This window comes from Promicromonospora sp. CA-289599 (genome assembly GCF_050936155.1).
Lineage (GTDB): Bacteria > Actinomycetota > Actinomycetes > Actinomycetales > Cellulomonadaceae > Promicromonospora.
In genome coordinates, this window is sequence record NZ_JBNJNI010000001.1 from 3649262 (window position 1) to 3675525 (window position 26264).

Annotated in this window: 16 protein-coding genes and 1 riboswitch; of the genes, 10 read left to right on the forward strand and 6 right to left on the reverse strand. The window is 71.8% G+C overall.

Going from position 1 to position 26264, the window contains the following annotated elements:
• The first annotated feature begins 89 nt into the window (after positions 1 to 89).
• Positions 90 to 1754: a BCCT family transporter gene (locus tag ACQEVI_RS16205; RefSeq protein ID WP_432900604.1), complete on the forward strand. Its 1665-nt coding sequence runs from the start codon at positions 90 to 92 to the stop codon at positions 1752 to 1754.
• Positions 1755 to 1825: 71 nt separating this feature from the next.
• Here ACQEVI_RS16205 and ACQEVI_RS16210 read toward each other — a convergent pair whose 3' ends face one another.
• Entirely contained in the window at positions 1826 to 2857 is a 1032-nt protein-coding gene (locus ACQEVI_RS16210; protein WP_432900606.1) for an SDR family NAD(P)-dependent oxidoreductase, read from the reverse strand.
• Between the two features lie 60 nt (positions 2858 to 2917).
• On the opposite strand from ACQEVI_RS16210, the gene ACQEVI_RS16215 reads away from it, so the two are divergent.
• A complete protein-coding gene (locus tag ACQEVI_RS16215; protein WP_432900608.1) occupies positions 2918 to 3529 on the forward strand; it encodes a TetR family transcriptional regulator in 612 nt (203 codons plus the stop codon).
• Positions 3530 to 3532: 3 nt separating this feature from the next.
• Here ACQEVI_RS16215 and ACQEVI_RS16220 read toward each other — a convergent pair whose 3' ends face one another.
• On the reverse strand, positions 3533 to 4468 hold the full coding sequence (locus ACQEVI_RS16220; RefSeq protein ID WP_432900610.1) for an AraC family transcriptional regulator: 936 nt from the start codon (positions 4466 to 4468) through the stop codon (positions 3533 to 3535).
• 81 nt (positions 4469 to 4549) lie between these two features.
• On the opposite strand from ACQEVI_RS16220, the gene ACQEVI_RS16225 reads away from it, so the two are divergent.
• Both ACQEVI_RS16225 and purH read left to right on the forward strand, forming a co-directional pair.
• The gene (locus ACQEVI_RS16225; RefSeq protein ID WP_432900613.1) at positions 4550 to 4975 is read left to right on the forward strand and encodes a pyridoxamine 5'-phosphate oxidase family protein; all 426 of its coding nucleotides are present in this window, start codon (positions 4550 to 4552) and stop codon (positions 4973 to 4975) included.
• Positions 4976 to 4989: 14 nt separating this feature from the next.
• A riboswitch (ZMP/ZTP riboswitch) is annotated at positions 4990 to 5076 on the forward strand.
• 33 nt (positions 5077 to 5109) lie between these two features.
• Positions 5110 to 6762 carry a bifunctional phosphoribosylaminoimidazolecarboxamide formyltransferase/IMP cyclohydrolase gene (gene purH, locus ACQEVI_RS16230; protein WP_432900615.1) on the forward strand — a complete coding sequence of 551 codons (1653 nt, stop codon included), beginning with the start codon at positions 5110 to 5112 and terminating at the stop codon, positions 6760 to 6762.
• A 57-nt stretch (positions 6763 to 6819) separates the two neighbouring features.
• Here purH and ACQEVI_RS16235 read toward each other — a convergent pair whose 3' ends face one another.
• Positions 6820 to 8214: an NAD(P)/FAD-dependent oxidoreductase gene (locus tag ACQEVI_RS16235; RefSeq protein ID WP_432900617.1), complete on the reverse strand. Its 1395-nt coding sequence runs from the start codon at positions 8212 to 8214 to the stop codon at positions 6820 to 6822.
• Positions 8215 to 8324: 110 nt separating this feature from the next.
• Here ACQEVI_RS16235 and ACQEVI_RS16240 point away from each other — a divergent pair, with 110 nt between their 5' ends.
• A complete protein-coding gene (locus ACQEVI_RS16240) occupies positions 8325 to 8774 on the forward strand; it encodes a DUF3017 domain-containing protein (protein ID WP_432900619.1) in 450 nt (149 codons plus the stop codon).
• A gap of 54 nt (positions 8775 to 8828) precedes the next feature.
• Here ACQEVI_RS16240 and ACQEVI_RS16245 read toward each other — a convergent pair whose 3' ends face one another.
• Together ACQEVI_RS16245 and ACQEVI_RS16250 are read right to left on the reverse strand one after the other, a co-directional pair.
• A complete protein-coding gene (locus tag ACQEVI_RS16245) occupies positions 8829 to 10031 on the reverse strand; it encodes a septum formation family protein (RefSeq protein WP_432900621.1) in 1203 nt (400 codons plus the stop codon).
• 144 nt (positions 10032 to 10175) lie between these two features.
• The gene (locus ACQEVI_RS16250) at positions 10176 to 11132 is read right to left on the reverse strand and encodes an MIP/aquaporin family protein (RefSeq protein ID WP_432900623.1); all 957 of its coding nucleotides are present in this window, start codon (positions 11130 to 11132) and stop codon (positions 10176 to 10178) included.
• A 246-nt stretch (positions 11133 to 11378) separates the two neighbouring features.
• On the opposite strand from ACQEVI_RS16250, the gene ACQEVI_RS16255 reads away from it, so the two are divergent.
• The 3 genes from ACQEVI_RS16255 (at position 11379) to ACQEVI_RS16265 (ending at position 18574) form a co-directional block, all read left to right on the forward strand.
• Positions 11379 to 12368, forward strand: coding sequence for a malate dehydrogenase (locus ACQEVI_RS16255; protein WP_432900624.1), 990 nt, complete (start codon positions 11379 to 11381; stop codon positions 12366 to 12368).
• A 165-nt stretch (positions 12369 to 12533) separates the two neighbouring features.
• The gene (locus ACQEVI_RS16260) at positions 12534 to 14744 is read left to right on the forward strand and encodes an NADP-dependent isocitrate dehydrogenase (protein ID WP_432900626.1); all 2211 of its coding nucleotides are present in this window, start codon (positions 12534 to 12536) and stop codon (positions 14742 to 14744) included.
• Positions 14745 to 14941: 197 nt separating this feature from the next.
• Entirely contained in the window at positions 14942 to 18574 is a 3633-nt protein-coding gene (locus tag ACQEVI_RS16265; RefSeq protein WP_432900628.1) for an ATP-binding cassette domain-containing protein, read from the forward strand.
• Here ACQEVI_RS16265 and ACQEVI_RS16270 read toward each other — a convergent pair.
• Complete coding sequence (locus ACQEVI_RS16270) at positions 18571 to 20052, reverse strand: MFS transporter (RefSeq protein ID WP_432900630.1); 1482 nt, start codon at positions 20050 to 20052, stop codon at positions 18571 to 18573. The genes ACQEVI_RS16265 and ACQEVI_RS16270 overlap by 4 nt on opposite strands.
• Positions 20053 to 20106: 54 nt before the next feature.
• Here ACQEVI_RS16270 and ACQEVI_RS16275 point away from each other — a divergent pair, with 54 nt between their 5' ends.
• The gene (locus tag ACQEVI_RS16275; protein ID WP_432900632.1) at positions 20107 to 20553 is read left to right on the forward strand and encodes an N-acetyltransferase family protein; all 447 of its coding nucleotides are present in this window, start codon (positions 20107 to 20109) and stop codon (positions 20551 to 20553) included.
• 91 nt (positions 20554 to 20644) lie between these two features.
• Positions 20645 to 26110 (forward strand): pullulanase-type alpha-1,6-glucosidase, encoded by a 5466-nt coding sequence (pulA, locus tag ACQEVI_RS16280; protein ID WP_432900634.1) that lies wholly within the window; start codon positions 20645 to 20647, stop codon positions 26108 to 26110.
• The last annotated feature ends 154 nt before the right edge of the window (positions 26111 to 26264 follow it).

The following is a 26264-nucleotide window of genomic DNA, read 5'->3' on the forward strand; positions in this document are numbered from 1 at the left end:
CAACGGGCGGTCGACGGATCGCGGCATAACAGATCGTTAGCGTGAACAATTCCAATTGCCTAGGAGATATCCAAAGCGAAAGGCATTACATGTCTGACGACCAGAACACGGTCACGAAAGATGCTCCCGAACGTGCAACACCCAGGCGCAAGCTGATACCCGCGCCGCGGGTCTTCTACCCGGCAGCCGGCCTTCTGCTCGCCTTCGTGGTGATCACCGCGATCATCCCGGAGCAGATGGGCAACCTCATCGCCACGGCGAACGCGACCGTCGTGCAGGACCTGGGCTGGTACTACATCGGCCTGGTGGCGGCATGCGTCTTCTTCGCCATCTGGCTCGCGGTGTCGCCGATGGGCAGCATCGTGCTCGGCAAGGACCCCAACGACGAGCCGGAGTTCAAGCTCGGCTCATGGTTCGCCATGCTGTTCGCGGCCGGTATGGGAATCGGCCTCGTCTTCTGGGGAGTCGCCGAGCCGCTCAACCACTTCAGCGCGACGCCACCGGGAGCCGACGGCAGCACGCCCGCCGCGGCGGCTCGCTCGGCCATGGACATCACGTTCCTGCACTGGGGCCTTCATGCCTGGGCCATCTACGTGGTCGTCGGCCTCGCGATCGCGTACTCCGTGCACCGCATGGGCAACCCGGTCTCGATCCGCTGGGCACTCAAGCCGCTCCTCGGGGACCGGATCAAGGGTTTCTGGGGCGATGTCATAGACGTGATCGCCGTGCTCGGCACGCTGTTCGGCGTCGCGACCTCGCTCGGCCTGGGCGTCACCCAGATCGGCGCCGGCCTCGGCTACCTCGAGGTGATCGACGAGCCGAGCACCTGGTTGCTCGTCGCGCTCATCATCGTCATCACGGCGCTCGCCGTGACATCGGTGATCACGGGTGTGGACAAGGGCATCAAGTGGCTGTCGAACATCAACATGGGCCTCGCCACGGCGATCCTGGTGTTCGTGCTGATCGCGGGCCCCACGGTATTCATCCTGAGCGACTTCGTCACCCAGATCGGCTCGTACCTGCAGAACTTCTTCAACCTCACGTTCAATGCCCGGCCGTTCCAGGAGGAGGGCGCTACGTGGCTCGGCGGCTGGACCACGTTCTACTGGGGTTGGTGGATGAGCTGGGCGCCGTTCGTCGGCGTCTTCATCGCCCGTATCTCGAAGGGCCGCACGATCCGCCAGTTCGTGACGGGTGTGCTGCTGGTGCCCACGCTGGTGACGTTCCTGTGGTTCTCGGTGCTGGGAGGTACGGCGCTGTACCGGGAGGTCTTCGGCAGCGGTGGCCTGATCGCCGAGGACGGCACGGTCGCCACCAACACGGCGCTGTTCCAGCTGTTCGACACACTGCCCGGTGCCGCGATCCTGAGCGTGCTCGGAATCCTGCTGATCGTGATCTTCTTCGTCACGAGCTCGGACTCGGCGTCGTTCGTGGTGGACATGCTCTCCTCGGGCGGTGACCCGAACCCGCCCAGGTGGAGCCGCGCGTTCTGGGGCGTCGTCGAGGGCGCGGTCGCGGCCGTGCTGCTGGTCGTGGGTGCCCAGGCGGTGGCGGCGAACCCGGGGGCGGACATCAATCCGCTGGCCGCGTTGCAGACCATGGCGATCCTGTTGGCGCTGCCGTTCAGCGTCGTCATGGTGCTGCTGGCCGTCTCCACGGCCAAGGCCCTCCTGAGGGAGCAGAAGGTGCGGCAGCAGAAGCAGCGCGAATGGTTCGCGGAGCGGGTCGCCGAACACATCGAGAGTCGCTCCTGACGGACCCCGCGTGTCAGGCCCTCAGGTCACTCGAGTGACCTGAGGGTCTGACACCTTGGCGGCGGGATGGATCAGACGGCGGACCAGCCGCCGTCCGAGGCGATGATCGCGCCGTTGAGGTTCACCGAGTCCGTCGACAGGAGGAACGTGATGGAGGCGGCGAGCTCCTCGGCCATGGCCAGGCTCGGGATGTTGCCCTGGTAGGGCCGCAGGACGCCGGCGCCGAAGTCTGCGGCGCCGGGCACCGGGATGCCCGTGGCGACGCCGCCGGGCGCCACGGCGTTGGTGCGGATACCGCTCTTCGCGTACATCACGGCGGACGACTTGGTCAGGCCGACGACCGCGTGCTTGGAGGCGGTGTAGGCGACGCCGGCGGCCGAGCCGCGCAGCCCGGCCTCGGAGGCGACGTTGACGATGCGTCCCTCTTTCGCCGCCAGCATGCCCGGCACGACGGCGCGGGTCAGGCGCATCGTGCCCTCCAGGTTCACGCGCAGCACGCGCTCCCACAGGTCGTCGCTGACCTCGTGGATCGCGGACATGTCGTCCATGATCCCGGCGACGTTGGCCAGCGCGTCGATGCGGTCGCCCGCTGCGAGGACCACGCGCTCGACGTCGCCCTGGTCGGAGATGTCGCCGGCGACGGGGATCACCTCTGCCCGGGCCGGGAGGCCGGTCAGGGTGGCCGCGAGCTCGTCGAGCCTCTCCTTGGAGATGTCGGCGGCGACGACCCGGCCGCCCTCGCGTGCCACGCGGATGGCGACGGCCCGGCCGATGCCGGACGCCGCACCCGTCACGATCACCGTCTGGCCGGCGAAGCGGCCGGGGGTGAGCTGCTCGACCCAGCCGGTCGGCTGCTCGCTGCCGGTGTCTGCCTGGGCGGCCTCCTCGGGCGCCGCTTCCCGGTAGGCCCCGACCAGAGCGTCGAGTGCCTCGGCGGGGAACTTGCCGCCGGACATGGCGACGAGCTGTCCCAGCGGCAGGCCGCGGGCGGGAGCCAGCGAGTTCGCCGTCGCGCCGCCCTGCGCGAGGAAGCCGGCGAGGATCTGACCACCGACCGGGTGATCGAGCCATTCGCCGACGGTGGAGTGAACGGTCAGTGCCATGGTGCGCTCCTGGGACGGGGACGATACCGGACAGTGTTGTCCGGTATCTAGGATAGCGCCATGACCGGTGTACTTCGTGACCCTCGGCGCGGCGACGTCCCGCACGTACCCGCGCGCCGCGGGGGAGTGCCCAACCTGGGGCCGCGCGCCGCGGCGGGCAACCGTGCCGCGCTGCTGGCGGCGGCTCGTGAGGTCTTCGGGGCCGCCGGGACCGGCGCGCCGCTGAGCGCGGTCGCCAAGCGTGCGGGCGTCGGGCAGGGCAGCCTCTACCGGCACTTCCCGGAGCGGATCGATCTCGTGGTCGCCGTCTTCGAGGAGCAGGTGGCCGTTGTGGAGGAACTCGCGGCGACCCCCGGCGTCGGGCTGCCCGACCTGCTCGGGATGGTCACACGACATGCCGTCGAGTCGGTCGGGTTCGTGGACCTGGTCCGGTCAGGCGTGCCCGACGGGCGGCTGGCCGGTCTGGGCGACCGGGTCGTCGCCGCGCTGGGGACCCGGCTCGAGGACGCGACGGCGGCCGGCGACGTCCCGCCCGGGACGACGTCGGATGACCTGCTGCTCGCCGTCTCGATGGTGGCCGGCGGGCTGTCCGGGGTCGGTGCGGCCGACCGGGTCCCCCGGGCGGCGCGCGCCTGGGAGATGCTGGGGTTCGAGGTGCGGATCCCGGCCTGAGCGCTACGCGCTCCGGGCCGGCGTACCGGTGCGTCGGAACGTGCTCGGGCTGACGCCGCGGACCCGCTTGAACGCCACGCTGAAGGCGAACGGGTCGGAATAACCGACGACGCGGGCGACCTCTGCGACGGTCGCGCTCTCGCGTTCGGTCAGCAGGTCGGCGGCGAGCGTCATGCGCCAGCCGGTGAGGTAGGTCAGTGGCGGTTCGCCGACCAGGTCGCTGAACCGCTTGGCCAGGGTGGACCGGGACACCCCTGTCCGGGCGGCCAGCGTGGCGACCGACCAGGGCGCCGCCGGCTCGGCGTGCAGGAGGCGCAGGGCGTCACCGACCACCGGGTCCCGCTGGGCGACGTACCAGGCCGGGGGCTCGCCGCCGGGCCGGTCGAAGTAGTCGCGCACCGCGCAGACCAGCAACCAGTCCAGCAGGCGGTCCAGGACCACCTGCTGCCCCGGGGTGTCAGCGGCGACCTCGGCGGCGAGGTGGTCTAGCACGGCGTCGCTCGCGCCGCCCGCGCCGACGCGCAGCACCACGGGCAGCGCGTCCAGCAGCCGCCGGCTGATCTCCCCTCGCACCGGGTAGGCGCCGACGACCAGCGTCGTCGCGCCGTCGCCGCAGTCGCTCCAGCCGCGGCGGTACGTGGTACCGCCCTGTTCGGGCACCGTGCAGTGCTCGCCGCACGCCACCGGTTCGGCGGTCGTGCCGACCTCGTCGACGAACAGGAACGGCGCGGGGCCGCGCACGACCGCCGTCTCGCCGGCGCGCAGCCGTACCGGCGGCCGGCCCTCGGTGACTATCCAGCCCGCGCCGCTGATGACCGCGCACAGGGTCAGCGGCGCGCCGTCGACGAAGTCCAGCGCCCAGGGCGGCGACAGCGTCGAGCTGCCGAACAATGAGCCCTGGGCGCGCATCCCGCGGAAGAGGTCACCGAACGAGTCCATCCACCGAGGCTAGACGATCACAAAGGCAATCCGGTTGATCACCCATGGATTCGTCCCGCCCGACCGCGTTGAATCGCCGTCATGACCAACAGCACGAGCCTGACCGCCGAGGACCTCGAGTTCCTCGCCCGCCCCCTGCACGGGTTCCTGTCCGTCGCCGGCGGGACGCAGCCGCCACAGCCCCGGCCTCTCTGGTTCGAGGCAACGACCGAGGGCACCGTCCAGCTCATCACCGAGCCGGGTGCCCTCAAGGTGCGCCGGCTGGCCCGCGACCCGCGCGCCTCGCTGGTCGTCGCCGCACCGGTCGGCGAACGCGAACGCTGGATCTCCGTCGCGGGCCGCACCACGGTGGAGACCGAAGGGGCGCACGACCTGAGCTCCCGGCTCGCCGCACGCTACTGGGACCTCACCGACCCGACCCGGGCCGCGCAGCTCGCCGGGATCCTCGCCACCGAGCAGGTCCGCGTCGTCATCCACCCGGAGACCGTCCACCGCTACGCGTACTGACGTCCGGCTACACTTCTGGTGGCCGTGACTGGCGAGGGTGGGTCACCACCGGGGAGCGGCCGAGCGACCCGTGATGCGCGCCGCCCGCCTGGGTGCCAGGGTTTTCCGCGAAGCTAACTCCGAGGAGAACCGCCATGTCCGGCGCCCCATCCGTACCCGACGTTCAGCTCACCGACGACTCGCAGCGCCCCGTCCGGCGCGCCCTGCTCAGCGTCTACGACAAGACCGGCCTGATCGAGCTCGCGACCGCCCTGCACGACGCAGGGGTCGAGCTGGTCTCCACCGGCTCCACCGCGTCGCGGATCGCCGACGCCGGGATCCCCGTCACCCCCGTCGAGCAGCTCACCGGGTTCCCCGAGTGCCTCGAGGGCCGGGTCAAGACCCTGCACCCCCGCGTACACGCCGGCATCCTCGCCGACACCCGCAAGCAGGACCACCTCGACCAGCTCGTCGAGCTCGAGATCGCGCCGTTCGAGCTGGTCGTCGTGAACCTCTACCCGTTCGCGGCCACCGTCGCGTCGGGCGCCGGGCCGGACGCCGTCGTCGAGCAGATCGACATCGGCGGACCGTCCATGGTGCGCGCCGCGGCGAAGAACCACCCGTCGGTAGCCGTCGTCGTCGACCCGGCGCGGTACGACGACGTCGTCACCGCCGTGCGGGCCGGCGGCTTCACCTACGCGCAGCGCAAGGCGCTCGCGGCGGCGGCCTTCGTGCACACCGCCACGTACGACGTCGCCGTGGCGTCCTGGATGGGCTCCGTGCTCTCGCCCACCGACACGGTGGACGGCGCAGAGGGCCCGGTGTCCACAGGCTTCCCGGCCTGGGCCGGCGGCACCTGGGAGCGCGCGGACGTGCTGCGCTACGGCGAGAACCCGCACCAGCGCGCCGCCCTCTACACGCGCGGCGACGGGGTCAAGGGCCTGGCCCAGGCCGAGCAGCTGCACGGCAAGGCCATGAGCTACAACAACTACGTCGACGCCGACGCCGCGTGGCGGGCCGCCTGGGACCACGAGGGCCCGGCGGTGGCGATCATCAAGCACGCCAACCCGTGCGGCATCGCCGTCGGCGCCGACATCGCGGAGGCGCACGCGCGGGCCCACGCGACCGACCCGGTCAGCGCGTTCGGCGGCGTGATCGCCGCCAACGGCGTGATCTCGGCGGCCGCGGCCGCGCAGATCGCCCCGGTGTTCACCGAGGTCGTCGTGGCGACCGGCTTCGAGCCGGAGGCGCTGGAGATCCTGCGGGCCAAGAAGAACATCCGGCTGCTGGTCGTCCCGGAGGCGCCGTCGGGCGCCGTCGAGACCCGGCCGATCTCCGGCGGCCTGCTCATGCAGGCGACCGACCGGTTCCAGGCTCCTGGGGACAACCCGGAGGAGTGGACCCTGGCGACCGGCGAGGCAGCGGAGCCCGAGGTCCTCGCCGACCTCGCCTTCGCCTGGAAGGCCGTGCGGGCCGCCAAGTCGAACGCGATCCTCCTGGCCAAGGACGGTGCAGCCGTCGGCATCGGCATGGGCCAGGTGAACCGTGTCGACTCGTGCCGCCTCTCGGTCGAGCGCGCCAACACCCTGGCCGACGGCGAATCGGGCCCTGTCGAGCGTGCCCGGGGCGCCGTCGCGGCGTCCGACGCGTTCTTCCCGTTCGCGGACGGCCTGCAGGTGCTGCTCGACGCCGGCGTCACCGCCGTCGTGCAGCCGGGCGGCTCGATCCGCGACGAGGAGGTCATCAAGGCGGCAGAGGCGGCGGGCGTGACGATGTACCTCACGGGCACCCGCCACTTCGCCCACTGACCCACCCGCCGAGGTGGAGCGTCTGTCCGGACAGGCGCTCCACCTCGGCGAACTGGGTCAGACGACGGTGTCCTTCAGCTTCGTTGCCGGGTTTCGGGCGCGGTCCAGGTCCAGCTCCAGCGGGACGCCGCGGTTCATCAGCTTGCGGACCTGGCCCACCTCGCGCGGGGAGTCGACCAGCAGCACGGCCCGGACGGTCGCCACCCGGTGGCCGTCCGTGGTCTGGCGAGGATGGCGGTCCAGTGCGTTCTCCAGGTAGAGCGCGGCCCAGCCGCCCGACGCCGCGGGGTCGCCCCGCAGCACCACCTCGTCGAACGGCGACGGCGCGCCGAACAGCGCCAGGTCGTGCCCCAGCTGCTGCGAGAAGACGTACGGCGCGTGCGCCGGGATCGGTGCGAGCCCGAGCCGTGCGCGCACCCGCTCCGGCTCGGCGGCGCGCTCGTCGAGTCCGAGCAGGGCACGGACCGTCACGTCGGGGTCGTGCAGGGCCGCCGACCAGTGCCCGCCGGGGACCGGCCCGAACACCGGGTGCTCCCGCGTCGCGATGTCGCCCACCGCCCAGACCCGGCGCAGCGCGTCGAGGTGCAGCCCGCCCGCGGGATCGGTGGGGGAGCGCAGCCCCATGAACCGGCCCGCGCGGTTGACCCGCAGCCCGCCGTTCGACTCGCGCGGCAGGGAGCCGGCGAGCCAGCCCGACGCCGGCCGCGCACCGACCGCCGCCAGCACCAGGTCCGCCTCGAGCACCTTGCCGTCGGCCAGCGTCACGCGCGCGCCGTCCCGCGTACCCTCGTGCGACCCGGACAGCACCTCGTCGACGGCGACGCCCGTGACCAGGGTGACCCCGGCGGCGTCGTACCAGGGGGCGACCAGACCGCCCACCCGGCGGCCGAGCTGCCGCTCCAGCGGTACCGGACCCGCCTCCACCACGGTGACGCGGGCGCCGGCGCCCGCGGCGACGCCCGCGACCTCCGCCCCGATCCAGCCCGCACCCACCACGACGAGCCGCATCCCCGGCACGAGGGCCGCGCGCAGCCGCTCGGCGTCCGCGGCGGTGTGCAGGGTGACGGCGGCGTCCCAGCCCGCCGGCCGGACGGGTTCGCTGCCGAGGGCGAGCACGACGACGTCGGCCGTCACGTCGTCGCCGGACGCCGTCCGCACCACCACGCGCTCCCGGTCCACCGTGAGCCGGACCGCCGGGTCGGCGAGCCGGAGGTCGTCGGTGAGGGCGTCCAGGTCGATGCCGAGGTCGTCGGCGAGCCAGAGCGGCTCCGTGCGCTTGAGCAGCTCCTTGGACAGCGGCGGCCGGTCGTAGGGCGGCACGCCCTCCGCGCCGAGCAGCGTCACGTGACCCTCGAAACCGTGCTTCCGCAACGCCGCGGCGGTTTGCGCGCCGGCCAGTCCCGCACCCACGACGACGACGCTGCTGGGAACCTGTGCTGAAGGCGTGGGCATAGACCTCACGGTAGTCGGGAGGGCCGTCAACCTGGGAACGGACTGGTATTCAGGTTGCAAGCAGGTCACGGCTCTGCAGAATCGCGACGTTTCGGTTGTAGTCTCGTGCCGTGGATCTCAGTGAGACGCGGACTGCCTCCGGCGCACCGGGTGGCGCTACGGCGCTCCTCGAGCCGGTCACCGCCGGAACGGCTACGCTCGAACGAACCGGAGAGGTACGTCTGACGACTACCACCACGACGACCAGCCAGGAGCTCGACCGCAGTGAGCCCTCCAGCGGCGAGGCATCCGACATGACGTCACCCGAGCCCCAGCGCAGCAATCTCGCGATCTGGCTCGTGCTGCTCGGCGTCGCCCTCTCGGTGCTGCTCGGTATGACCGCCGGGGCACGCGTCGGGGCGATCGGTATCGGCGTGGTCCTCGTGGTCTGTGCGATCTTCCGCGCGGTGCTCGACAGCCCGGTCGGGCTCGTCATCCGCACGCGGACCGTCGACATAGTGCTGTACGGCGCGACAGCGGTGCTGATCGGCGTCCTCGCCGTGGCGACGCCCAGTATCTGACGCCGTTCCGCCGGGCAGCCGTCCCGCCGGGCGGCGGGTGCCGCCCGGCGTGCGTCAGCGAGCCGCGCCCTTGAGGGAGCCCGTCACCGGCTGCTCCGACTCGACGACGCACAGGATGCGGCGGTCGCCCTCGGCCCAGCTCTCCTCCGACGGCGCGATCGGCCAGTACAGCAGCTCCGACCTGGCCCACCGCATGCCGACGAACTTCGTGAACTCCGGGTAGCAGTACGCGTCGGCGGCATCCCAGAGCGCCTGCTGCGTCGGCGCGGAGCCGTTCCGCGCGAGGCTGTCGGGCGCCGTCGTCTCGGCGTAGATCTCGCCGCCGTGCGCGGTGCTGCAGGGGACCACCGGAACCCGGTAGAGCGTCGTCTGGCCCGACGTCGCTGACGTGTCGAAGCAGTCGCCCACCGCGAGGTCGGGGATCTCCGCCCCGGCCGTGGCCGTCTCGTCCGCCTCCGGGATCGGTTCCCCGGCGAGATCCGTCTGGTCGTCGGCCTCGGGCGTCTCTCCGAGGTCGTCCGCCGGGACGTCCGCGTACGGGTCGGTGGCCGACGGGTCCGGGTCGAGAGGGACGGCATACGGGTCGCTCGGGTCGGGGGACGACGTCGGCGCGGCGACCTCAGGACCGTCGTCAGGCAGGGTGATGCCGAGCGGGCCGGCCAGCGCCGGCGGGACGAAGGACCGGACCGCCGAGACGAACCCCGCCGGGAGCGACGACGCGTAGGTGGGGGCGGCGACGATGCCGACCGCCAGCCCGACGATGCCGAGCACACCCAGCGTGACGGCGCCGAGGGCGAAGTCGAGCGTACGGACCGAGGACTTCTCCGCCCGGCGGACGTTCCCCGTGCCGTTGGCCTCGGCGGTCCGCATCGACAGCACGAGCGCCGGGATCGCCAGCGGCCAGAAGAGCAGGAACGCGGCGACCACCCAGCCGACCCGGGTCGGGAAGGGGCCGGTGGGCCGCTCGTCGGCGTCGGCCTCGTCGGCCTCGTCGGCGCCGTCGGCCTCGGCCTCGTCGGCGCTGGAGCTCGCCGGCTCGGCGTCAGCCAGGGCGGGCGTCACCTCCGCAGCATCGTCCGCGACGTCGTCTGCCGGGTCGTCTTCTGCGGCGTCCGTCGCGCCGTCCGCTGCGCCGTCCGCTGCGTCGTCCGTCGTGTCGGCGGCGAGGTCGGCGGCGAGGTCGTCGGCGGGGTCGTCCGTCTCGGGTTCCGTAGCCGGCTCCGGCTCGTCACCGGGGGTCTGCTTCTTGTCGGCCATGATCCGCGATCGTAGCGCCGGGGAGAGCTGACCCGGCAAACGGCTGCCGATCGACGCACGGTCTGCACAGTGCCCGCACGACGCCGGGGCCGCACCTCCCGTACGGAAGGTGCGGCCCCGGCGTCGTGCAGGTGCTGCGGTGGATCAGGCCTTGTCGTCGGCCTTCTTCGCGGGCTCGGGCGTGACCGCCTCGTCCTCGGTCTCCGCCTCCGCCTTGGCGGGGGTCTCCGCTGCGACGATCTCCGTCTCCTCGACCACTACGACGTCGTCGTCATCGAGATCGTCGTCGTCCTCGTCGAGGTCCAGCTCCTCCGTCTCCTCGGTCTCGTTCGAGCCGAACGCGCGGTAGAAGAGGGCGGCCAGGGCGGCGCCGACGAGCGGGGCGACCCAGAACAGCCAGAGCTGGCCCCACTCGCCCGCGAAGATCGCGGCGGCGGTCGAGCGAGCAGGGTTCATGCCGGTGTTGGTGATGAACCACGAGATCAGGGTCAGCGCGGCGATGGCGCTACCGACGGCGAGCGGACCGTAGCCGAGCGGGCGGCGCGGGTCGTTGGCGCCCAGGTACACGCCCACGAGCACCGCGGAGATGATGACCTCGACCAGCAGCGCCGGGAACCAGTCGAACTGGGCCCCGCCCTGCGTCTGCAGGTAGAGCGGGGAGAGCTCCCCGAAGCCGTTCACCGCCGAGCTGAAGACGCCCTGCGTGTCCTCCTTGCCGAGCAGCTCGACGAGGGCGCGGGGAAGCGTCGTGAAGAGCACGGCAGCGGCCAGGATGGCGCCGACGAGCTGCGCACCCCAGTAGCTGAACATGCTGCCGACCGAGATACGCCCACCGAGCCAGGCGCCCAGCGAGATCGCCGGGTTGAAGTGCGCGCCGGAGATGCGACCGACGGCAGCGGCACCCGCGATGTACGCGAAGGCACCACCGAGCGCGATGCCGAGCGCCTGGGCCGAGTTCAGCGGGCCGTAGACGAGCATCCCCACGATCACGAGCGTCAGCAGGAACGTGCCGAACGTCTCGGCGAGCAGGCGAACGAGCAGGCTCGGAGACCGCTCCTCGACCTCGGTGACGCCGCGGGTCGCGGCGAGGTCCTGGGACATGAAGTCAGATCCTTTCAGTGGCACACCGATTCGGTGCGCGTTGTGGCGGCGTGCGTGCGATGTCGCGCACATCCTGCCATTACCTGGCTGAGCAATACCTGAATGCCCGCAGGTATTTTCTTCACCGTACTCATGCTGTGCCCTACGGCATCGTCTAGGTCCGGTCTTCGACGGCCGCCGGGGCCTTGCGGACGGATGTTGCGTGGGGGCTGGGCGAGGCGGGCCGGTCGATGCAAGAGTGGGGTCATGACTGAACCCGTGAATGTCACCGTCACCGGAGCCGCTGGCCAGATCGGGTACGCGCTGCTCTTCCGCATAGCCGCGGGCGAGATGCTCGGCGCGGACACGCCAGTACGGCTCCGCCTCCTCGAGATCCCCCAGGCCGTCGCCGCCGCAGAGGGTACGGCGATGGAGCTCGACGACTGCGCCTTCCCGACCCTGGCCGGCGTCGAGATCTTCGACGACCCGGTCAAGGCCTTCGACGGGGTGAACGTGGCGCTCCTCGTCGGTGCCCGTCCGCGCGGGGCCGGTATGGAGCGCGCGGACCTCCTGGAGGCCAACGGCGGCATCTTCGGCCCGCAGGGTCGTGCGATCAACGACGGCGCCGCCTCCGACGTCCGTGTGCTGGTGGTCGGCAACCCCGCGAACACCAACGCGCTCATCGCGGCGACGAACGCGCCCGACGTGCCGGCCACGCGGTTCACCGCGATGACCCGGCTCGACCACAACCGCGCGCTCTCGCAGGTCGCGTCCAGGACCGGGACCGCCGTCGCGGACATCAAGAAGCTCACGATCTGGGGCAACCACTCCGCCTCGCAGTACCCCGACCTGTTCCACGCGGAGGTCGGCGGGCGGCCTGGGGCCGAGATCGCCGCGGACACGACCTGGCTCACCGACGACTTCATCCCGACCGTGGCCAAGCGCGGGGCGGCGATCATCAAGGCGCGCGGGGCCTCGTCGGCGGCGTCGGCGGCCAACGCTGCGATCGCGCACGTGCGCGACTGGACGCTCGGCACGCCCGAGGGCGACTGGACCTCGGCGGGCCTCTGGTCCTCCGGCGAGTACGGCGTCCCGGAGGGGCTCGTCTCCTCCTTCCCCGTGACGTCGGACGGCACCGGCGAGTGGAAGATCGTCGAGGGCCTCGAGATCGACGAGTTCTCCCGCGCACGGATCGACGCGAGCGTCGCCGAGCTGGCCGAGGAGCGCGACGCCGTCCGTTCCCTGGGTCTGGTCTGACCCACCGCCGCCCGACGTGTCAGACGCCCAGGTCACCCGAGTGACCTGGGCGTCTGACACGTCGGGCGTGAGGTGCGTCTCGCGATTCTGGGACGAGGGGTCGGCTCAGGTATCTTGATGTCGAGAGATCGGCACATTCCAACACCCGGGGAGTCAGCCACACCCATGTCCAAGATCATCTATACCCACACGGACGAAGCCCCGCTTCTGGCGACGTACTCGTTCCTGCCGATCGTCTCGGCATACGCGGCAAAGGCCGGTGTGGACGTCGAGACCCGCGACATCTCGCTCGCCGGCCGGATCATCGCGCAGTTCCCGGAGCGGCTCACGGACGAGCAGCGTCAGGCCGACGCGCTCGCCGAGCTCGGCGAGCTCGCGCACGACCCGTCCGCCAACATCATCAAGCTGCCCAACATCTCGGCGTCGCTGCCGCAGCTGAAGGCCGCCATCGCCGAGCTCCAGGGCCTCGGCTACGACCTGCCCGACTTCCCGGAGAACGCCCGGACCGACGCCGAGAAGGACGCGCGCGAGCGCTACGGCCGCGTCATGGGCTCCGCCGTGAACCCGGTGCTCCGTCAGGGCAACTCCGACCGCCGCGCACCGGCGTCGGTCAAGAACTACGCGAAGGCGCACCCGCACCGCATGGGTGCGTGGACGCCCGACTCGAGGACGAACGTCGCGACCATGGGCCACGACGACTTCTTCTCCAACGAGAAGTCGGTGGTCATCGAGGCCGACGACACCCTGCGCATCGAGCACGTCGCCGCCGACGGCACCGTCACCGTGCTCAAGGAGTCGCTGCCCGTCCTCGCCGGCGAGGTGGTGGACGGTACGTTCATCGACGGCGCCGCGCTGGACGCGTTCCTGCTCGAGTCGATCGAGCGGGCGAAGGCCGAGGGCGTGCTGTTCTCCGTGCACCTCAAGGCGACGATGATGAAGGTCTCCGACCCGATCATCTTCGGCCACGTGGTGAGGTCCTTCTTCAAGCCGGTCTTCGAGAAGTACGGCCAGGACCTGGCCGCCGCCGGCCTGTCGGCGAACGACGGCCTCGGCGGCATCTTCGCCGGGCTCGCCGAGCTGCCGAACGGCGCCGAGATCCGCGCCGCGTTCGACGCCGCGCTGGCCGACGGCCCGAAGATGGCGATGGTGAACTCCGACAAGGGCATCACCAACCTGCACGTACCGTCCGACGTCATCGTCGACGCCTCGATGCCCGCCATGATCCGTATCGGTGGCCACATGTGGGGGCCCGACGGCGAGGAGGCCGACACCCTCGCGGTGATCCCCGACTCGTCCTACGCCGGGATCTACCAGACCGTCATCGACGACTGCCGCGCCAACGGCGCCCTCGACCCGGCCACGATGGGCTCCGTCCCGAACGTGGGCCTCATGGCGCAGGCCGCCGAGGAGTACGGCTCGCACGACAAGACGTTCGAGATCACTACCGACGGCACCGTGCGCATCGTCAACGGCGCCGGCGACGTCGTCATCGAGCACGCGGTCCGTGTCGGCGACGTCTGGCGTGCCTGCCAGACCAAGGACGCCCCGATCCGCGACTGGATCAAGCTGGCCGTCACGCGGGCCCGCGCCTCCGCGACCCCCGCCGTGTTCTGGCTCAACTCGCGCCGCGCGCACGACGCGAACCTGATCAAGAAGATCGAGCAGTACCTGCCGGAGCACGACACCGAGGGCCTCGAGATCCTGATCATGGACCCGGCGGAGGCGACGGCGTACTCGCTGGCCCGCATCCGCCAGGGCCTGGACACCATCTCGGTGACCGGCAACGTGCTGCGCGACTACAACACCGACCTGTTCCCGATCCTCGAGGTCGGCACGTCGGCGAAGATGCTGTCGATCGTGCCGCTGATGAACGGTGGCGGCCTGTTCGAGACGGGCGCCGGCGGCTCCGCGCCGAAGCACGTCCAGCAGCTCGTCGAGGAGGACTACCTGCGCTGGGACTCGCTCGGTGAGTTCTTCGCGCTGGCCGCGTCCTTCGAGCACCTCGCGGTGAACGAGGGCAACGCCCGGGCCCAGGTCCTGGCCGACACGCTCGACCGGGCCACCGGGACGTTCCTGGGCGAGGACCGCTCCCCGGGCCGCAAGCTCGGCACGATCGACAACCGCGGCTCGCACTTCTACCTGGGTCTGTACTGGGCGCAGGAGCTGGCCACGCAGTCCGACGACGCCGAGCTCGCCGCCACGTTCAAGCCCCTCGCCGAGGCGCTTGCCGCGAGCGAGCAGGCCATCGTGGAGGAGCTGCTCGCGGTCCAGGGCAAGCCTGCCGACATCGGTGGGTACTACCGCCCGGACGAGGCGAAGGTCAACGCGGTGATGCGCCCGAGCAAGACGTTCAACGAGGCGCTCGCGTCCCTCTGACGAAGTAGAAACCTCGGCGAAGTAGAACCGGGGCGAAGTAGAACCAGGGCGAGACAGAACGGCGGCGACCACCGCCGATCTGTCTCGCCCTGGTTCTGTCTCGCCAGGGTTCTACTTCGCGGGGCGGGCGTGACGCTCGTCGCTCTGCGGAAAAAGAGGCGGGGACTGTCGGTGTCTCGACGTAGCCTCAGGAAACCATGATCGACGCACCGCAGACCCCTGAGACCACGCCCTTTCCCGAGGCGTCGCCTCGCCCTGCGCCCGTGCTGACGGACGACCCGGACCGCCGGCTCGACTGGCGCCGGCTGCGCGGTCCGGCCGCGGTGATCGCCCTGCTCGCCCTCACCGCGGGTGCTGTGGGTCAGGCGCTCGGCACGGTTGCGGCCGGGCAGCTGGCGGCGGACGCGACCGTCGTCGGGCTCGTGCTGCTCGCCGTGTGCGTGGTGGGCGGCGCGCTGTTCGACGGCGTCGGGCAGGTCGTCTGGGCCAGCGTCGTGGACCGCGCAGAGGGCAAGCTGCGGAGCGACCTGCTCAGCGCCGCGCTGCGCCAGCCGCTCGCGACGCTGTCCGAGCAGGCGGTGGGTGAGGTGCTCGACCGGGTCGACGACGACACGCATGCCGTCGGCACCCTCGTGCGCCGTCAGCTCTGGGGCGCCGGCCGCACGGTGGTCGGGGTTGTTCCCATGTGGATCATCGCCGGCGTGACCTGGTGGCCGGCCTGGTTCCTGTTCCCCGTGCTGGGCGGAGTCGTCGCGCTGCTCACCCGGCCGCTGCTCGGCGAGATCTCGCGCCGCAAGGTGATCGAGGAGGCGGCGTGGACCGACCACGCTGCGGCCTTCGAGGAGGCCGTCGCCGCCCGGAACGACCTGCGCACCAGCCTGGGGCAGGCGTTCGCCGTGCGGCGCGTCGCGCAGCTCTCGGCGGTGGTGCACGACAAGTTCAAGGCCGTGGTACGCGTCGAGGAGACGCTGCTGCGGCGTGCCGGTCTGGTGATGTACGCGCTGCTGGCAGGGACCGCCGTCGTCTGTGCGGTCGTCGCCTCCGGCGGCGGCTTGTCGGTGGACCAGCTGGTCACGCTGTTCCTGGTCACCGCGATGTTCGTGGGCCAGATGGACAACCTTGTCCACCACCTGCCGGACATCCAGGAGGGCCTCGGCGCGGTGCTGCGCATCCGCCAGATGCTCGCGGTCGAGCCGGAGCCCGACGGCGGCGACGAACTGCCGGACGGGCCACTCGGGCTCGAGGTGCGGGACCTGACCTTCGCGTACGCCGAGGGCACGTTCGCGCTGAGCGGCGTGGACCTGTCCGTACCCGCGGGGGAGACGATCGCGCTCGTGGGCCGCACGGGCTCGGGCAAGTCGACGCTGGCCGCGCTGATGTCCCGCGCGGTGGAGCCGGACCCCGGTTCGGTCTTCCTCGGCGGTGCAGACGTGCGCGACCTGGATCTGCAGAAGCTGCGCGGCGCCGTGGGCGTCGTCACGCAGCGCACCGAGATCATCGCGGGGACGCTCGCGGAGAACATCGCTCTGTTCGCCGACGTGCCGCGCGCCGACATCGAGGGTGCGGTGCGCGAGCTCGGCCTGACGGACTGGGTCGAAGGCATGCCCGATGGCCTGGAGACCCTGCTCGGGCCGGGTGGTACCACGCTGTCGGCCGGCGAGGAGCAGCTCGTCGCGTTCGCGCGGCTCCTCGTGCGGCACGTGCAGCTGGTGGTGCTCGACGAGGCGACCGCGCGGATGGACCCGCTCACCGAGGCGCGCGTGGTGGCGGCGTCGGACCGGCTGCTGACCGGCCGTACCGGCGTGCTCATCGCGCACCGCCTCGGCACCATCGAGCGAGCTGGTCTGGTCGCCGTGCTGGACCACGGCCGCGTGGTCCAGCAGGGGCGGCGCGCCGAGCTCGCTCGTGTGCCCGGTCCGTTCCGCACGCTGCTCGAGGCCGGCGCGAGCGACGGTTCGCTGGACGGCGCCGCGGCGGGTAGCGAGACCGACTCCGCTGCCGAGGTGCGGGCCCAGACGGTCGCAGCCCCCGAAGCGGCAACGGCTGAGCCCGGCGCAGTCGCCGCGAGCGACACCGCCACGGCAGAACCCGACGCCGTCGGTGGCCGCCGACGGGCCGGGACACCGCCCGACCTGCCCGAGCCGGGCACCGGGCCGAGCCTCGCGCGGGGTGTGCTGCACGCGCTCTTCGTGCGCCCCAAGTGGGGCCTGTTCGGGGCCGTCCTGTTCCTCCTGGCGAGCCTGGTGGCGGCCCAGGGCGCGGTCACCGGATTCTTGTGGGGCCGCACCGTCGAGCGCGTCGGCACCGGCGAGCTGCCGGTGGACCTGCTGGTCGCGCTCGCCGTGCTGCTGCTGATGCAGCCGCTGTTCATCTCCCGCGCGCTGGGCGTGTACCCGCGCTGGTGGGTCGAGGTGCTGCTGCGGATCCGGATGTCCGTCATGCACGGCCAGACCCGGCAGTACCGGCTCCCGGCCACGCCGCCGGGCGAGGTGGTGGCCCGGTCCATGGACGCCGACCGGTTCGTGCGGTACGCGGACCGCTGGGTCGACTTCGTCAACGGCCTCGCGATCGTCGCGGTCACCGCGCTGATCAGCGGCACGTGGACCGCGGGCGCCGTCCTGCTGGCGGTCATGGTCGTGTCGGCGCTGGCCTCGGCCGTCGGACGGCCGATCGCCGGTCGGTCGGCCGCGGGTTCCTCCGCGGCGCGTGCACGCTTCGGCCGAGCCCTGGTCTCGGCGCTCGACTCGGCGCGCACGGTCAAGCTGGCCGCCCGCACGCCCGACGTGCGCAGGCACCTCGGCGAGATCGACGCAGGCCGCGTGACGGCGGCGATCTTCGAGCACCGGGTGCAGGCGGTCCTTGACTCGGTGCCGCTCGTGACCCTGTACGCGGGTGTCGTCGCGGCGTGGTCGTTCTTCCTCACCGACCGGTGGGACCTGGCCACGACGCTGCTCGTGGCGAGCGCCGTGATGGGCTTCGCCTGGTTCGGCGTCGTGGCGGGTGCGGTCGTCACCGAGGCCCCCGGTACCCGGGCCTGGCAGGTCGCCACGGCCCGGTTCGCCGGCGGCACCGACCTCGTGTCGCGGCAGCGCGACGTGGACCTCGTGACGGGCACCGCGCCCGCTCCCGAGCCCACCCGGCGCGAGCCCCTGGACCGCCTGGAGCTGTGCGACCTGACGGCCGTGCACGACGACGGCACGATCGGCGTCTCCGACGTCGACCTCGAGATCAGGCGTGGCGAGCTGGTGCTGCTCCTGGGCCAGGTCGGCTCGGGCAAGTCGTCGCTGCTGTCCGCGCTGGCCGGCCTCATGGAGCACACCGGCGAGGTCCGGTGGAACGGCACGGAGGTGACGGACGCCCAGGCGTTCTTGCGTCCCGGTCAGGTGGCGCACGTGGCCCAGGTGCCACGGGTGCTCTCCGGCACGTTCTCGGACAACGTGCGGCTGGACCACGCTCGCGACATCGTGGGCCCCGTCCAAGGCGCACGGCTGGCACAGGACATGGAGGAGGCCGGCGGCCCGCACGCGCTCGTGGGGCACCGCGGCGTGCGCCTGTCCGGCGGGCAGGTGCAGCGGCTCGCGCTCGCGCGGGCGCTGGCCGCCGACACCGAGCTCCTCCTGGCCGACGACGTCTCCAGCGCGTTGGACGCCTCGACCGAGATCGAGCTGTGGACCGCCCTGCGCGAGCGGGGCACCACGGTGGTCGGCGCGACGTCGAAGCGTGCGGCGCTCGCGCGTGCGGACCGCGTCGTCGTGCTGGTGGACGGCAAGGTGGCCGACGTTGGGCCGTGGGCCGCTCTCGCGCCGAGGTGGAGCCACCTCGCGGGCTAGCTGGGTCGTACCCGGTCGTCCGCCCGGCGCGGGAGTGTGAAGACCAGCAGGAAAGCCGCCACGGCGAGCGCGGCGCTCGTCGCCATCGCCATCGCCATCGTCGCTCCGTGCGCGAAGGCGTCGGCGACCACCTCGGGTGTCGGGCGTCCGGGCGGGAACGTGAGCGACCCGAAGAGCACCGAGCCGACGACGGCGATGCCCGCCGCCGAGCCGACGCGCTGCATCGTGCCGATCACGCCGGACGCCGCGCCCGCCTGGTCACGATCCACGGTGGCGACGATGAACTGGGCGTTCGGCGCGATGAACAGGCCGCTGCCGATGCCGCCGACCAGCAGGGGCGCCGCGAGGGTCCAGTGGGTGAGGTCGCCGGTCGGCACCAGCCAGAGCACCAGCCAGAGCGACACGAGCCCGAGCGCGACCATGCCCGTACCGATGACGAGCACGGTCCGGCCGAGGCGGTGTGTCAGCCGTTCGCTCTGCGACGCGCCGACTATCGACCCGATGGCGAACGGCACCGACACGATCCCCGACGCCAGTGCGGAATGACCCAGGCCCGACTGCCAGAAGATCGAGATCGTGAAGAAGATGCTGGTGAACGCCGCGAAGTAGACCAGCGCGAGGATCACGCCGCCGGTGAACGCGGCGTGCGCGAACAGGCGGGGCGGCACGAGCGGGCTGCCGCCGCGTCCCGCGACCCGGCGCTCCCAGAACGCGAACGCGACGAGCAGCAGCAGGCCGCCCACCAGCGACGCCCAGGTCCACCACGGCCAGCCGGCGTCCTCACCCTCGATGAGCGGCACCAGCACGGCGACGAGCGCGACCGAGATCAGCAGCAGCCCCACGACGTCGACCCCGCGGGCGGAGCTGCCCACGACGATGCGGGGCAGCAGCACGATCGCCGCGGCGACGGCGATCACCCCGAAGGGCAGGTTGACGAAGAAGATCGAGCGCCAGCCCTCGTTCTCGCCGAACGCCTCGATGAGCAGGCCGCCGACGATCGGCCCGAGTGCGGTGGAGAACCCGATGGCCGCGCCCATCACCGCGAACGCCCTGCCGCGCGTGCGGCCGGCGAACATGAGCTGGATCAGCGCCGTCACCGCCGGGAAGAAGATGCCGCCGCACAGGCCCTGCACCACACGGGCCACGATCAGCTCGGTGGCGCCGTCCGCGAGCCCGCACCACAGGCTCGCGAGCGTGAAGCCCGCGAGGCCCACGACGAACACCCACTTGTGGCCCACCCGGTCGCCCACCCGGCCGGCCGGGATGAGGGCCAGGCCGTAGGCGAGCGCGTACCCGGAGATGATCCACGAGAGTGTGCCCTCGGACGCGTCGAGGGACGTGCGGATGGTCGGCAGCGCGACGTTGACGATCGTCGTGTCGAGCAGGGCCATCGAGACGCCGAGGATGAGCACGGCGAGCGCGATCCAGGAGCTGCGCGGCGTCGCTTCCGGGCTGGCGGACGCGGGAGAGCTGGTCACGGAAGATGCGCCTCTCGAGAAGTGGAACAACCCCTCGATCGTAGGGTGCCTTCCATGGACATGATCTTTCGAGAGGCGAAGCGCGACGACCTCGAACGCGTAGTCGAGCTCATCGCCGACGACGCCGTCGCCGCCCGTCGCACCGGCAGCTACGGCGAGCCGCACGTCAGAGGCTTCGAGGCGATCGCCGCGAGCCCGGACAACGAGCTGGTCGTTGCCGAGCTCGACGGAGAGGTGATCGGCGTCATGCAGCTGACGTTCATCCCGGGGATCTCGCGCAACGGTGCGAGCCGCCTCCTGGTCGAGGCGGTGCGGGTGGACCGCGTGCTGCGGGGCCAGGGCATCGGCCGGCGGCTGATGGAGCACGCGCACGAGCGCGGCCGGGCCCGGGGCTGCGCTCTGGCTCAGCTCACCTCGGACAAGCAGCGCCCCGAGGCACACCGGTTCTACCGGAGCCTCGGTTACGAGCAGTCGCACGAGGGCTTCAAGCTGCCGCTCTGACATCCGACCCCGCAGAGCCTTGCTGCAAGGTTCTGCAAGCATTACAGTCGCAGCGGCTCACACTGGGTTCCGGACGACGAAGGGGTCATCCATGTCTCGCACCGCGCGCCTGCGCTCCACACAACTAGGCGCTGCCGCCGTCGCGGTAACCCTGGTGACATCTATCGGGCTTGCCGCGTCGACGTCGGCCACCGCGTCGACGTCCGACACCGCGACGGAGGCGGCGGACCGTACGGCCGCCCTCGTGGGCAGCCTCCAGGACGAGCTCGGCTGCGCCGCCGACTGGGATCCCGCGTGCGCCGAGACGGAGCTCGTCGCGCAGGGCGACGGCACGTTCGTCGCCGAGTTCGAGGTCCCGGCCGGAACCTACGAGTACAAGGTCGCGCTGGACGACGCGTGGGACGAGTCCTACGGCCGCGACGGCGGCCAGGACAACGTCCCGCTCCATCTCGAAGGGCCCGCGACGCTCCGGGTCACGTACGACGACGCCACCCACCGCACCGCCCTGACCCCGCTCACCCTCGCGGGCGAGTACACGGAGCAGGACGGCGCCCTGGTGCGCGAGCCCGTGCGGCAGCCCGGCAGCGACGAGCGCTTCTACTTCGTGATGACCGACCGGTTCGCCAACGGCGACCCGACCAACGACGAGGGCGGCCTGACGGGCGACCGGCTCGACACCGGCTTCGACCCGGCCGACAAGGGCTTCTACCAGGGCGGTGACCTCGCGGGCCTGCGCCAGAACCTCGACTACATCGAGGATCTGGGCACGACGGCGATCTGGCTCACCCCGAGCTTCCTCAACCGCCCCGTACAAGGCGAGGGCGACGACGTGAGCGCCGGGTACCACGGCTACTGGATCACGGACTTCACACGCATCGACCCGCACCTGGGCACCAACGCCGAGCTCGAGGCGCTGATCGACGACGCCCACGCGCGGGGCCTCAAGGTCTACTTCGACATCATCACCAACCACACGGCCGACGTCGTCGACTACGCCGAGGGCACCTACGACTACGTGGACCAGGCCACCGCCCCGTACACGGACGCCGACGGCAACCCGTTCGACCCGGCCGACCACGCAGGCACGGGCAGCTTCCCCGAGCTCGACGCCGCGACGAGCTTTCCGTACACGCCCGTCATCGACCCGGCCGACCAGGACGTCAAGGTCCCGGCCTGGCTCAACGACCCCACGCTCTACCACAACCGGGGCAACTCGACGTGGGAGGGCGAGTCCGTCACGTACGGCGACTTCAGCGGCCTGGACGACCTCATGACCGAGCACCCGACGGTCGTGGACGGGTTCGAGGAGATCTACAAGGCGTGGATCGACCTCGGCATCGACGGGTTCCGCATCGACACGGTCAAGCACGTGAACTTCGAGTTCTGGGAGGAGTGGTCGACCGAGATCGAGGAGTACGCCCACGCCCAGGGCAAGGACGAGTTCTTCACGTTCGGCGAGGTGTACGACGCCGACGCCGCCAAGACCTCCCCCTACGCGCGGCGCACGGGCATGAGCTCCGTGCTCGACTTCTCCTTCCAGTCCGCCGCCACCAGCTACGCGAGCGGCAACAGCGCGCAGCGCCTCGCGGACCTGTACGCCTCGGACGACCTGTACACGACGCCGCACCGCAGCCCCGCCGCGCTGCCCACGTTCCTCGGCAACCACGACATGGGCCGCGTGGGCTACATGCTCGCGGGCTCCGACGACCCGCTGGCGCGCGACGAGCTGGCCCACGAGCTGATGTACCTCACGCGCGGCCAGCCGGTCGTCTACTACGGCGACGAGCAGGGCTTCGCGGGCACCGGCGGCGACAAGGACGCCCGGCAGACCCTGTTCGCCACCCAGGTCGACGAGTACGCGAACCAGCCCCTGGTGACGGGCGAGCAGGCCGGGAGCGTGGACCGGTACGGCACCGACGCGCCGCTCTACGAGCACATCGCGGCGCTCGCCGACCTGCGCGAGGAGCACCCCGCGCTCGCCACGGGCGCCCAGATCGAGCGGTACGCCGCCGACGGCGCGGGCGTCTACGCGTTCTCCCGCGTGCACCGCGACGAGCTGGTCGAGCACCTGGTCGCCACGAACAACGCGGCCGCCGGGCGGACCGTCACCTTCGACTCCCTCACCCCTGGCGCGACGTTCGCCCCGCTGTACGGCACCGACACGGAGATCACCGCCGACGCCGACGGCGCGGTCACGCTGACCGTCCCGGCGCGCTCCGCGATCGCGCTGGTCGCCGACCGCACGGTGGGCGCCGACTCCGCGGGCGCCGTCGCCGTCGTCCCGGGTACCACCGCCCGCCCGGGCGCCGCCGTCTCCGGCGTCGCTCCCGTCGCCGCGGGTGTCGACGACGCCTGGGCCGAGACCTCCTTCGCCTGGCGCGCGGTCGGCACCGACGAGTGGCACCACCTCGGCACCGCCGAGGACACGACCCCGCGGGTGTTCCACGACGTGAGCGCCAACGGTGACGCCCTGCCCGACGGCACCCTCGTCGAGTACCGCACGGTGACCAAGGACGCCGACGGCGACCGCGCCGCGGCCAGCTCGTACGCCTCGGTGGGCGTGGACGTGAGCGGCGTGGTGGACGACGGCACCGACCCCGAGATCGACATGGTCACCGTCGCCGGCTCGCACAACAGCGAGATGGGTTGCGCCGGCGACTGGACCCCGGACTGCGAGGCCGCGCGCCTCGCGCTCGCCGACGACGGCACCTACACCGGCACGTTCGAGCTGCCCGCGGGCTCGTACGAGTTCAAGGTCGCGCTGAACGGCTCCTGGGCGGAGAACTACGGCGCCGACGGCGTGCGCGACGGCGCCAACGTCCCGTACTCCACCGGCGGCGGCCCGGTGACGTTCACCTGGGACCCGGAGACCAAGGTGCCGACCGTGCAGGTCGGCACCCCGGGAACGCCGGGGGAGGGACAGCAGGCGGCGCACTGGGTGCGCGAGGACCTGGTCCTGGTGCCCGCCGAGGACTTCGGCGCCGGCGACCGCTGGACGCTTCAGACCGGCGATCCGGAGGATCCGACGTCGTACACCCTGGTCGCGGGCGAGGTTCCCGCGGACGTTGCCGAGGACTTCCCGCACCTCGCCGAGCACGTCGCCCTGGAGGTCGAGGGTATGGACCGCGCCGCGGCGGCGTCGGCCCTGCGGGGAGCGCTCAAGGTGACCCGGCACGACGGCGAGACGCTCACCGCGGCCACGGGAGTGCAGATCCCCGGCGTGCTGGACGACCTGTTCGCCACCGACCGCCCCCTGGGTGTGACGTGGCGGGGCAGCAAGGCGTCGTTCGCGCTGTGGGCCCCGACGGCGCGTGCGGTGACGCTGCAGGCCTGGCCTGCCGGCGCCTCGCTCGACGCCGAGCCGCGCACCTTCGAGATGAAGCGGCAGCGTGACGGCGCGTGGACGTACGACGGCGGGCGGAATCTCGACCACCGGCGGGGCTGGCAGGGGGCTCGGTACCGGTACGCCGTCGAGGTGTACGTGCCGAGCACCGGCCAGGTCGAGACCAACGTCGTGACTGACCCCTACTCGGTGGGCCTCACGCTCGACTCGACGCACTCGGTGGCGGTGGACCTCGACGACGCGGACTGGCGGCCCAAGGTCTGGCGCGGCGCGCCCGCGCCGGTCGTCGAGAACCCCGTCGACCAGACGATCTACGAGCTGCACGTGCGTGACTTCTCGATCACTGACGAGACGGTCCCGCAGCGGCTGCGCGGTACCTACGGCGCGTTCGGCGTGAGCCGCTCGGACGGCATGACACACCTGCGCTCGCTGGCCGACGCCGGGCTGACCACCGTGCACCTGCTGCCCACGTTCGACATCGCCTCGATCCCCGAGGGCCGTGCCGACCAGGCCACGACCGGCGACCTGTCGGGCTTCGCGCCGGACAGCGCGGAGCAGCAGGCCGCCGTCGCCGAGGTCCAGGGGCAGGACGGCTTCAACTGGGGCTACGACCCGTACCACTTCATGGCCCCGGAGGGCTCCTACGCCGTGGACGCGGAGGGCGGCGCCCGCGTGGCGGAGTTCCGCTCGATGGTCGGCAACCTGCACCGGGCCGGTCTCCAGGTGGTGCTCGACCAGGTGTTCAACCACACGGCGGCTTCGGGTCAGGACCCGAAGTCGGTGCTGGACCGCGTGGTGCCCGGCTACTACCACCGGCAGAACCCGGTCAGCGGCGCGGTCGAGACCAGCACCTGCTGCCAGAACGTCGCGACGGAGCACGCCATGGCGCAGAAGCTGATGGTGGACTCGGTGGTCACCTGGGCCCGTGACTACCGTGTGGACGGGTTCCGGTTCGACCTCATGGGACATCACTCCCGCGCCAACATGGAGGCGGTCCGGGCGGCCCTGGACGAGCTCACCCTGCGGCGTGACGGTGTGGACGGCAAGAGCGTGTACCTGTACGGCGAGGGCTGGAACTTCGGCGAGGTCGCGGACAACGCGCGGTTCGAGCAGGCCACGCAGGGCCAGCTCGGCGGCACCGGGATCGGCACGTTCAGCGACCGCCTGCGCGACGCCGTCCACGGCGGCTCGCCGGTCGACGGCGCCTCCCTGTTCACGCAGGGCTTCGGGACCGGGCTGTTCACCGACCCGAACGGCAGGGACGCGCGGCTCGACGACCCGTCGACCGTCAATGACGGCGGGGCCGACGAGGCGGCCGACCTGGCACACCAGAGCGACCTCGTGAAGCTCGGGCTCGCCGGCAACCTGCGCTCCTACGAGGTCACCACGTCGTCGGGGGAGCGGGTCAGGGGTGACGAGCTGGACTACCGGGGCTCACCGGCGGGGTACGCGGACTCGCCCGAGGAGGTCGTCACGTACGTCGACGCGCACGACAACGAGACGCTGTTCGACCTGCTCACGCTCAAGCTGCCGGCGGACACCCCGATGACCGACCGGGTCCGGATGAACACGGTGTCGCTCGCGACCGCCGCGCTGTCCCAGTCGCCGTCGTTCTGGCACGCGGGCACCGACCTGCTGCGGTCGAAGTCGCTGGACCGCAACTCGTACGACTCCGGGGACTGGTTCAACGCCATCGACTGGTCGGGGCAGGACAACGGGTTCGGGCGTGGCCTGCCGATGGCGGCAGACAACGAGGACAAGTGGCCCCTCCAGCGCCCGCTCCTGGCCGACCCCGCCCTCAAGCCCACCCCTGACGACATCGCGTTCGCGTCGGCGCAGGCGGGCGAGCTGCTGGAGCTGCGGCACTCGACGGACCTCTTCCGGCTGGGCTCCGCCGAGCTGATCCGGGAGAAGGTCACGTTCCCCGGTTCAGGTCCGGAGGCGGTCCCGGGCGTGATCACGATGTCGATCGACGACCGTGCGGGCAGGTCCGACGTCGACCGGCGGCTTGACGGGGTGCTCGTGGTGTTCAACGCGTCGCCGACGTCGGCCACGGTGGAGGTGCCCGAGCTCGCGGGCCGCGACTACGCCCTCTCGCGGGTGCAGGCGCGCGGGGCGGACGCCGTCGTGCGGCAGACGGAATGGGACGCGGCGGACGGGACCGTCACGGTCCCGGCGCGGACGGTAGCGGTCCTGACGGACCCCCGAGGCTGACCACCCGACTGCAGACTTGGTTGCGGTGACAGGCCCTGTAGCCGCAACCAAGTCTGCAGTCGTCGGAGCGGGGCCCGGCTGACAGCGCTGACAATCAACCCTTGACTCTGACCCGCCGGGGGTGAATCGTGTGCCTCAGATGGTCCGGCAGTGC

Bases quoted from the DNA above. Each gene is read 5' to 3' on its own strand.
- ACQEVI_RS16265 (WP_432900628.1), top strand. From the start codon at position 14,942: ATGATCGACGCACCGCAGACCCCTGAGACCACGCCCTTTCCCGAGGCG.
- ACQEVI_RS16235 (WP_432900617.1), bottom strand. From the start codon at position 8,214: ATGCCCACGCCTTCAGCACAGGTTCCCAGCAGCGTCGTCGTCGTGGGT.
- ACQEVI_RS16225 (WP_432900613.1), top strand. From the start codon at position 4,550: ATGACCAACAGCACGAGCCTGACCGCCGAGGACCTCGAGTTCCTCGCC.
- ACQEVI_RS16210 (WP_432900606.1), bottom strand. From the start codon at position 2,857: ATGGCACTGACCGTTCACTCCACCGTCGGCGAATGGCTCGATCACCCG.
- pulA (WP_432900634.1), top strand. From the start codon at position 20,645: ATGTCTCGCACCGCGCGCCTGCGCTCCACACAACTAGGCGCTGCCGCC.
- ACQEVI_RS16250 (WP_432900623.1), bottom strand. From the start codon at position 11,132: ATGTCCCAGGACCTCGCCGCGACCCGCGGCGTCACCGAGGTCGAGGAG.
- ACQEVI_RS16205 (WP_432900604.1), top strand. From the start codon at position 90: ATGTCTGACGACCAGAACACGGTCACGAAAGATGCTCCCGAACGTGCA.
- ACQEVI_RS16220 (WP_432900610.1), bottom strand. From the start codon at position 4,468: ATGGACTCGTTCGGTGACCTCTTCCGCGGGATGCGCGCCCAGGGCTCA.
- ACQEVI_RS16255 (WP_432900624.1), top strand. From the start codon at position 11,379: ATGACTGAACCCGTGAATGTCACCGTCACCGGAGCCGCTGGCCAGATC.
- ACQEVI_RS16275 (WP_432900632.1), top strand. From the start codon at position 20,107: ATGGACATGATCTTTCGAGAGGCGAAGCGCGACGACCTCGAACGCGTA.
- ACQEVI_RS16215 (WP_432900608.1), top strand. From the start codon at position 2,918: ATGACCGGTGTACTTCGTGACCCTCGGCGCGGCGACGTCCCGCACGTA.
- ACQEVI_RS16260 (WP_432900626.1), top strand. From the start codon at position 12,534: ATGTCCAAGATCATCTATACCCACACGGACGAAGCCCCGCTTCTGGCG.
- purH (WP_432900615.1), top strand. From the start codon at position 5,110: ATGTCCGGCGCCCCATCCGTACCCGACGTTCAGCTCACCGACGACTCG.
- ACQEVI_RS16245 (WP_432900621.1), bottom strand. From the start codon at position 10,031: ATGGCCGACAAGAAGCAGACCCCCGGTGACGAGCCGGAGCCGGCTACG.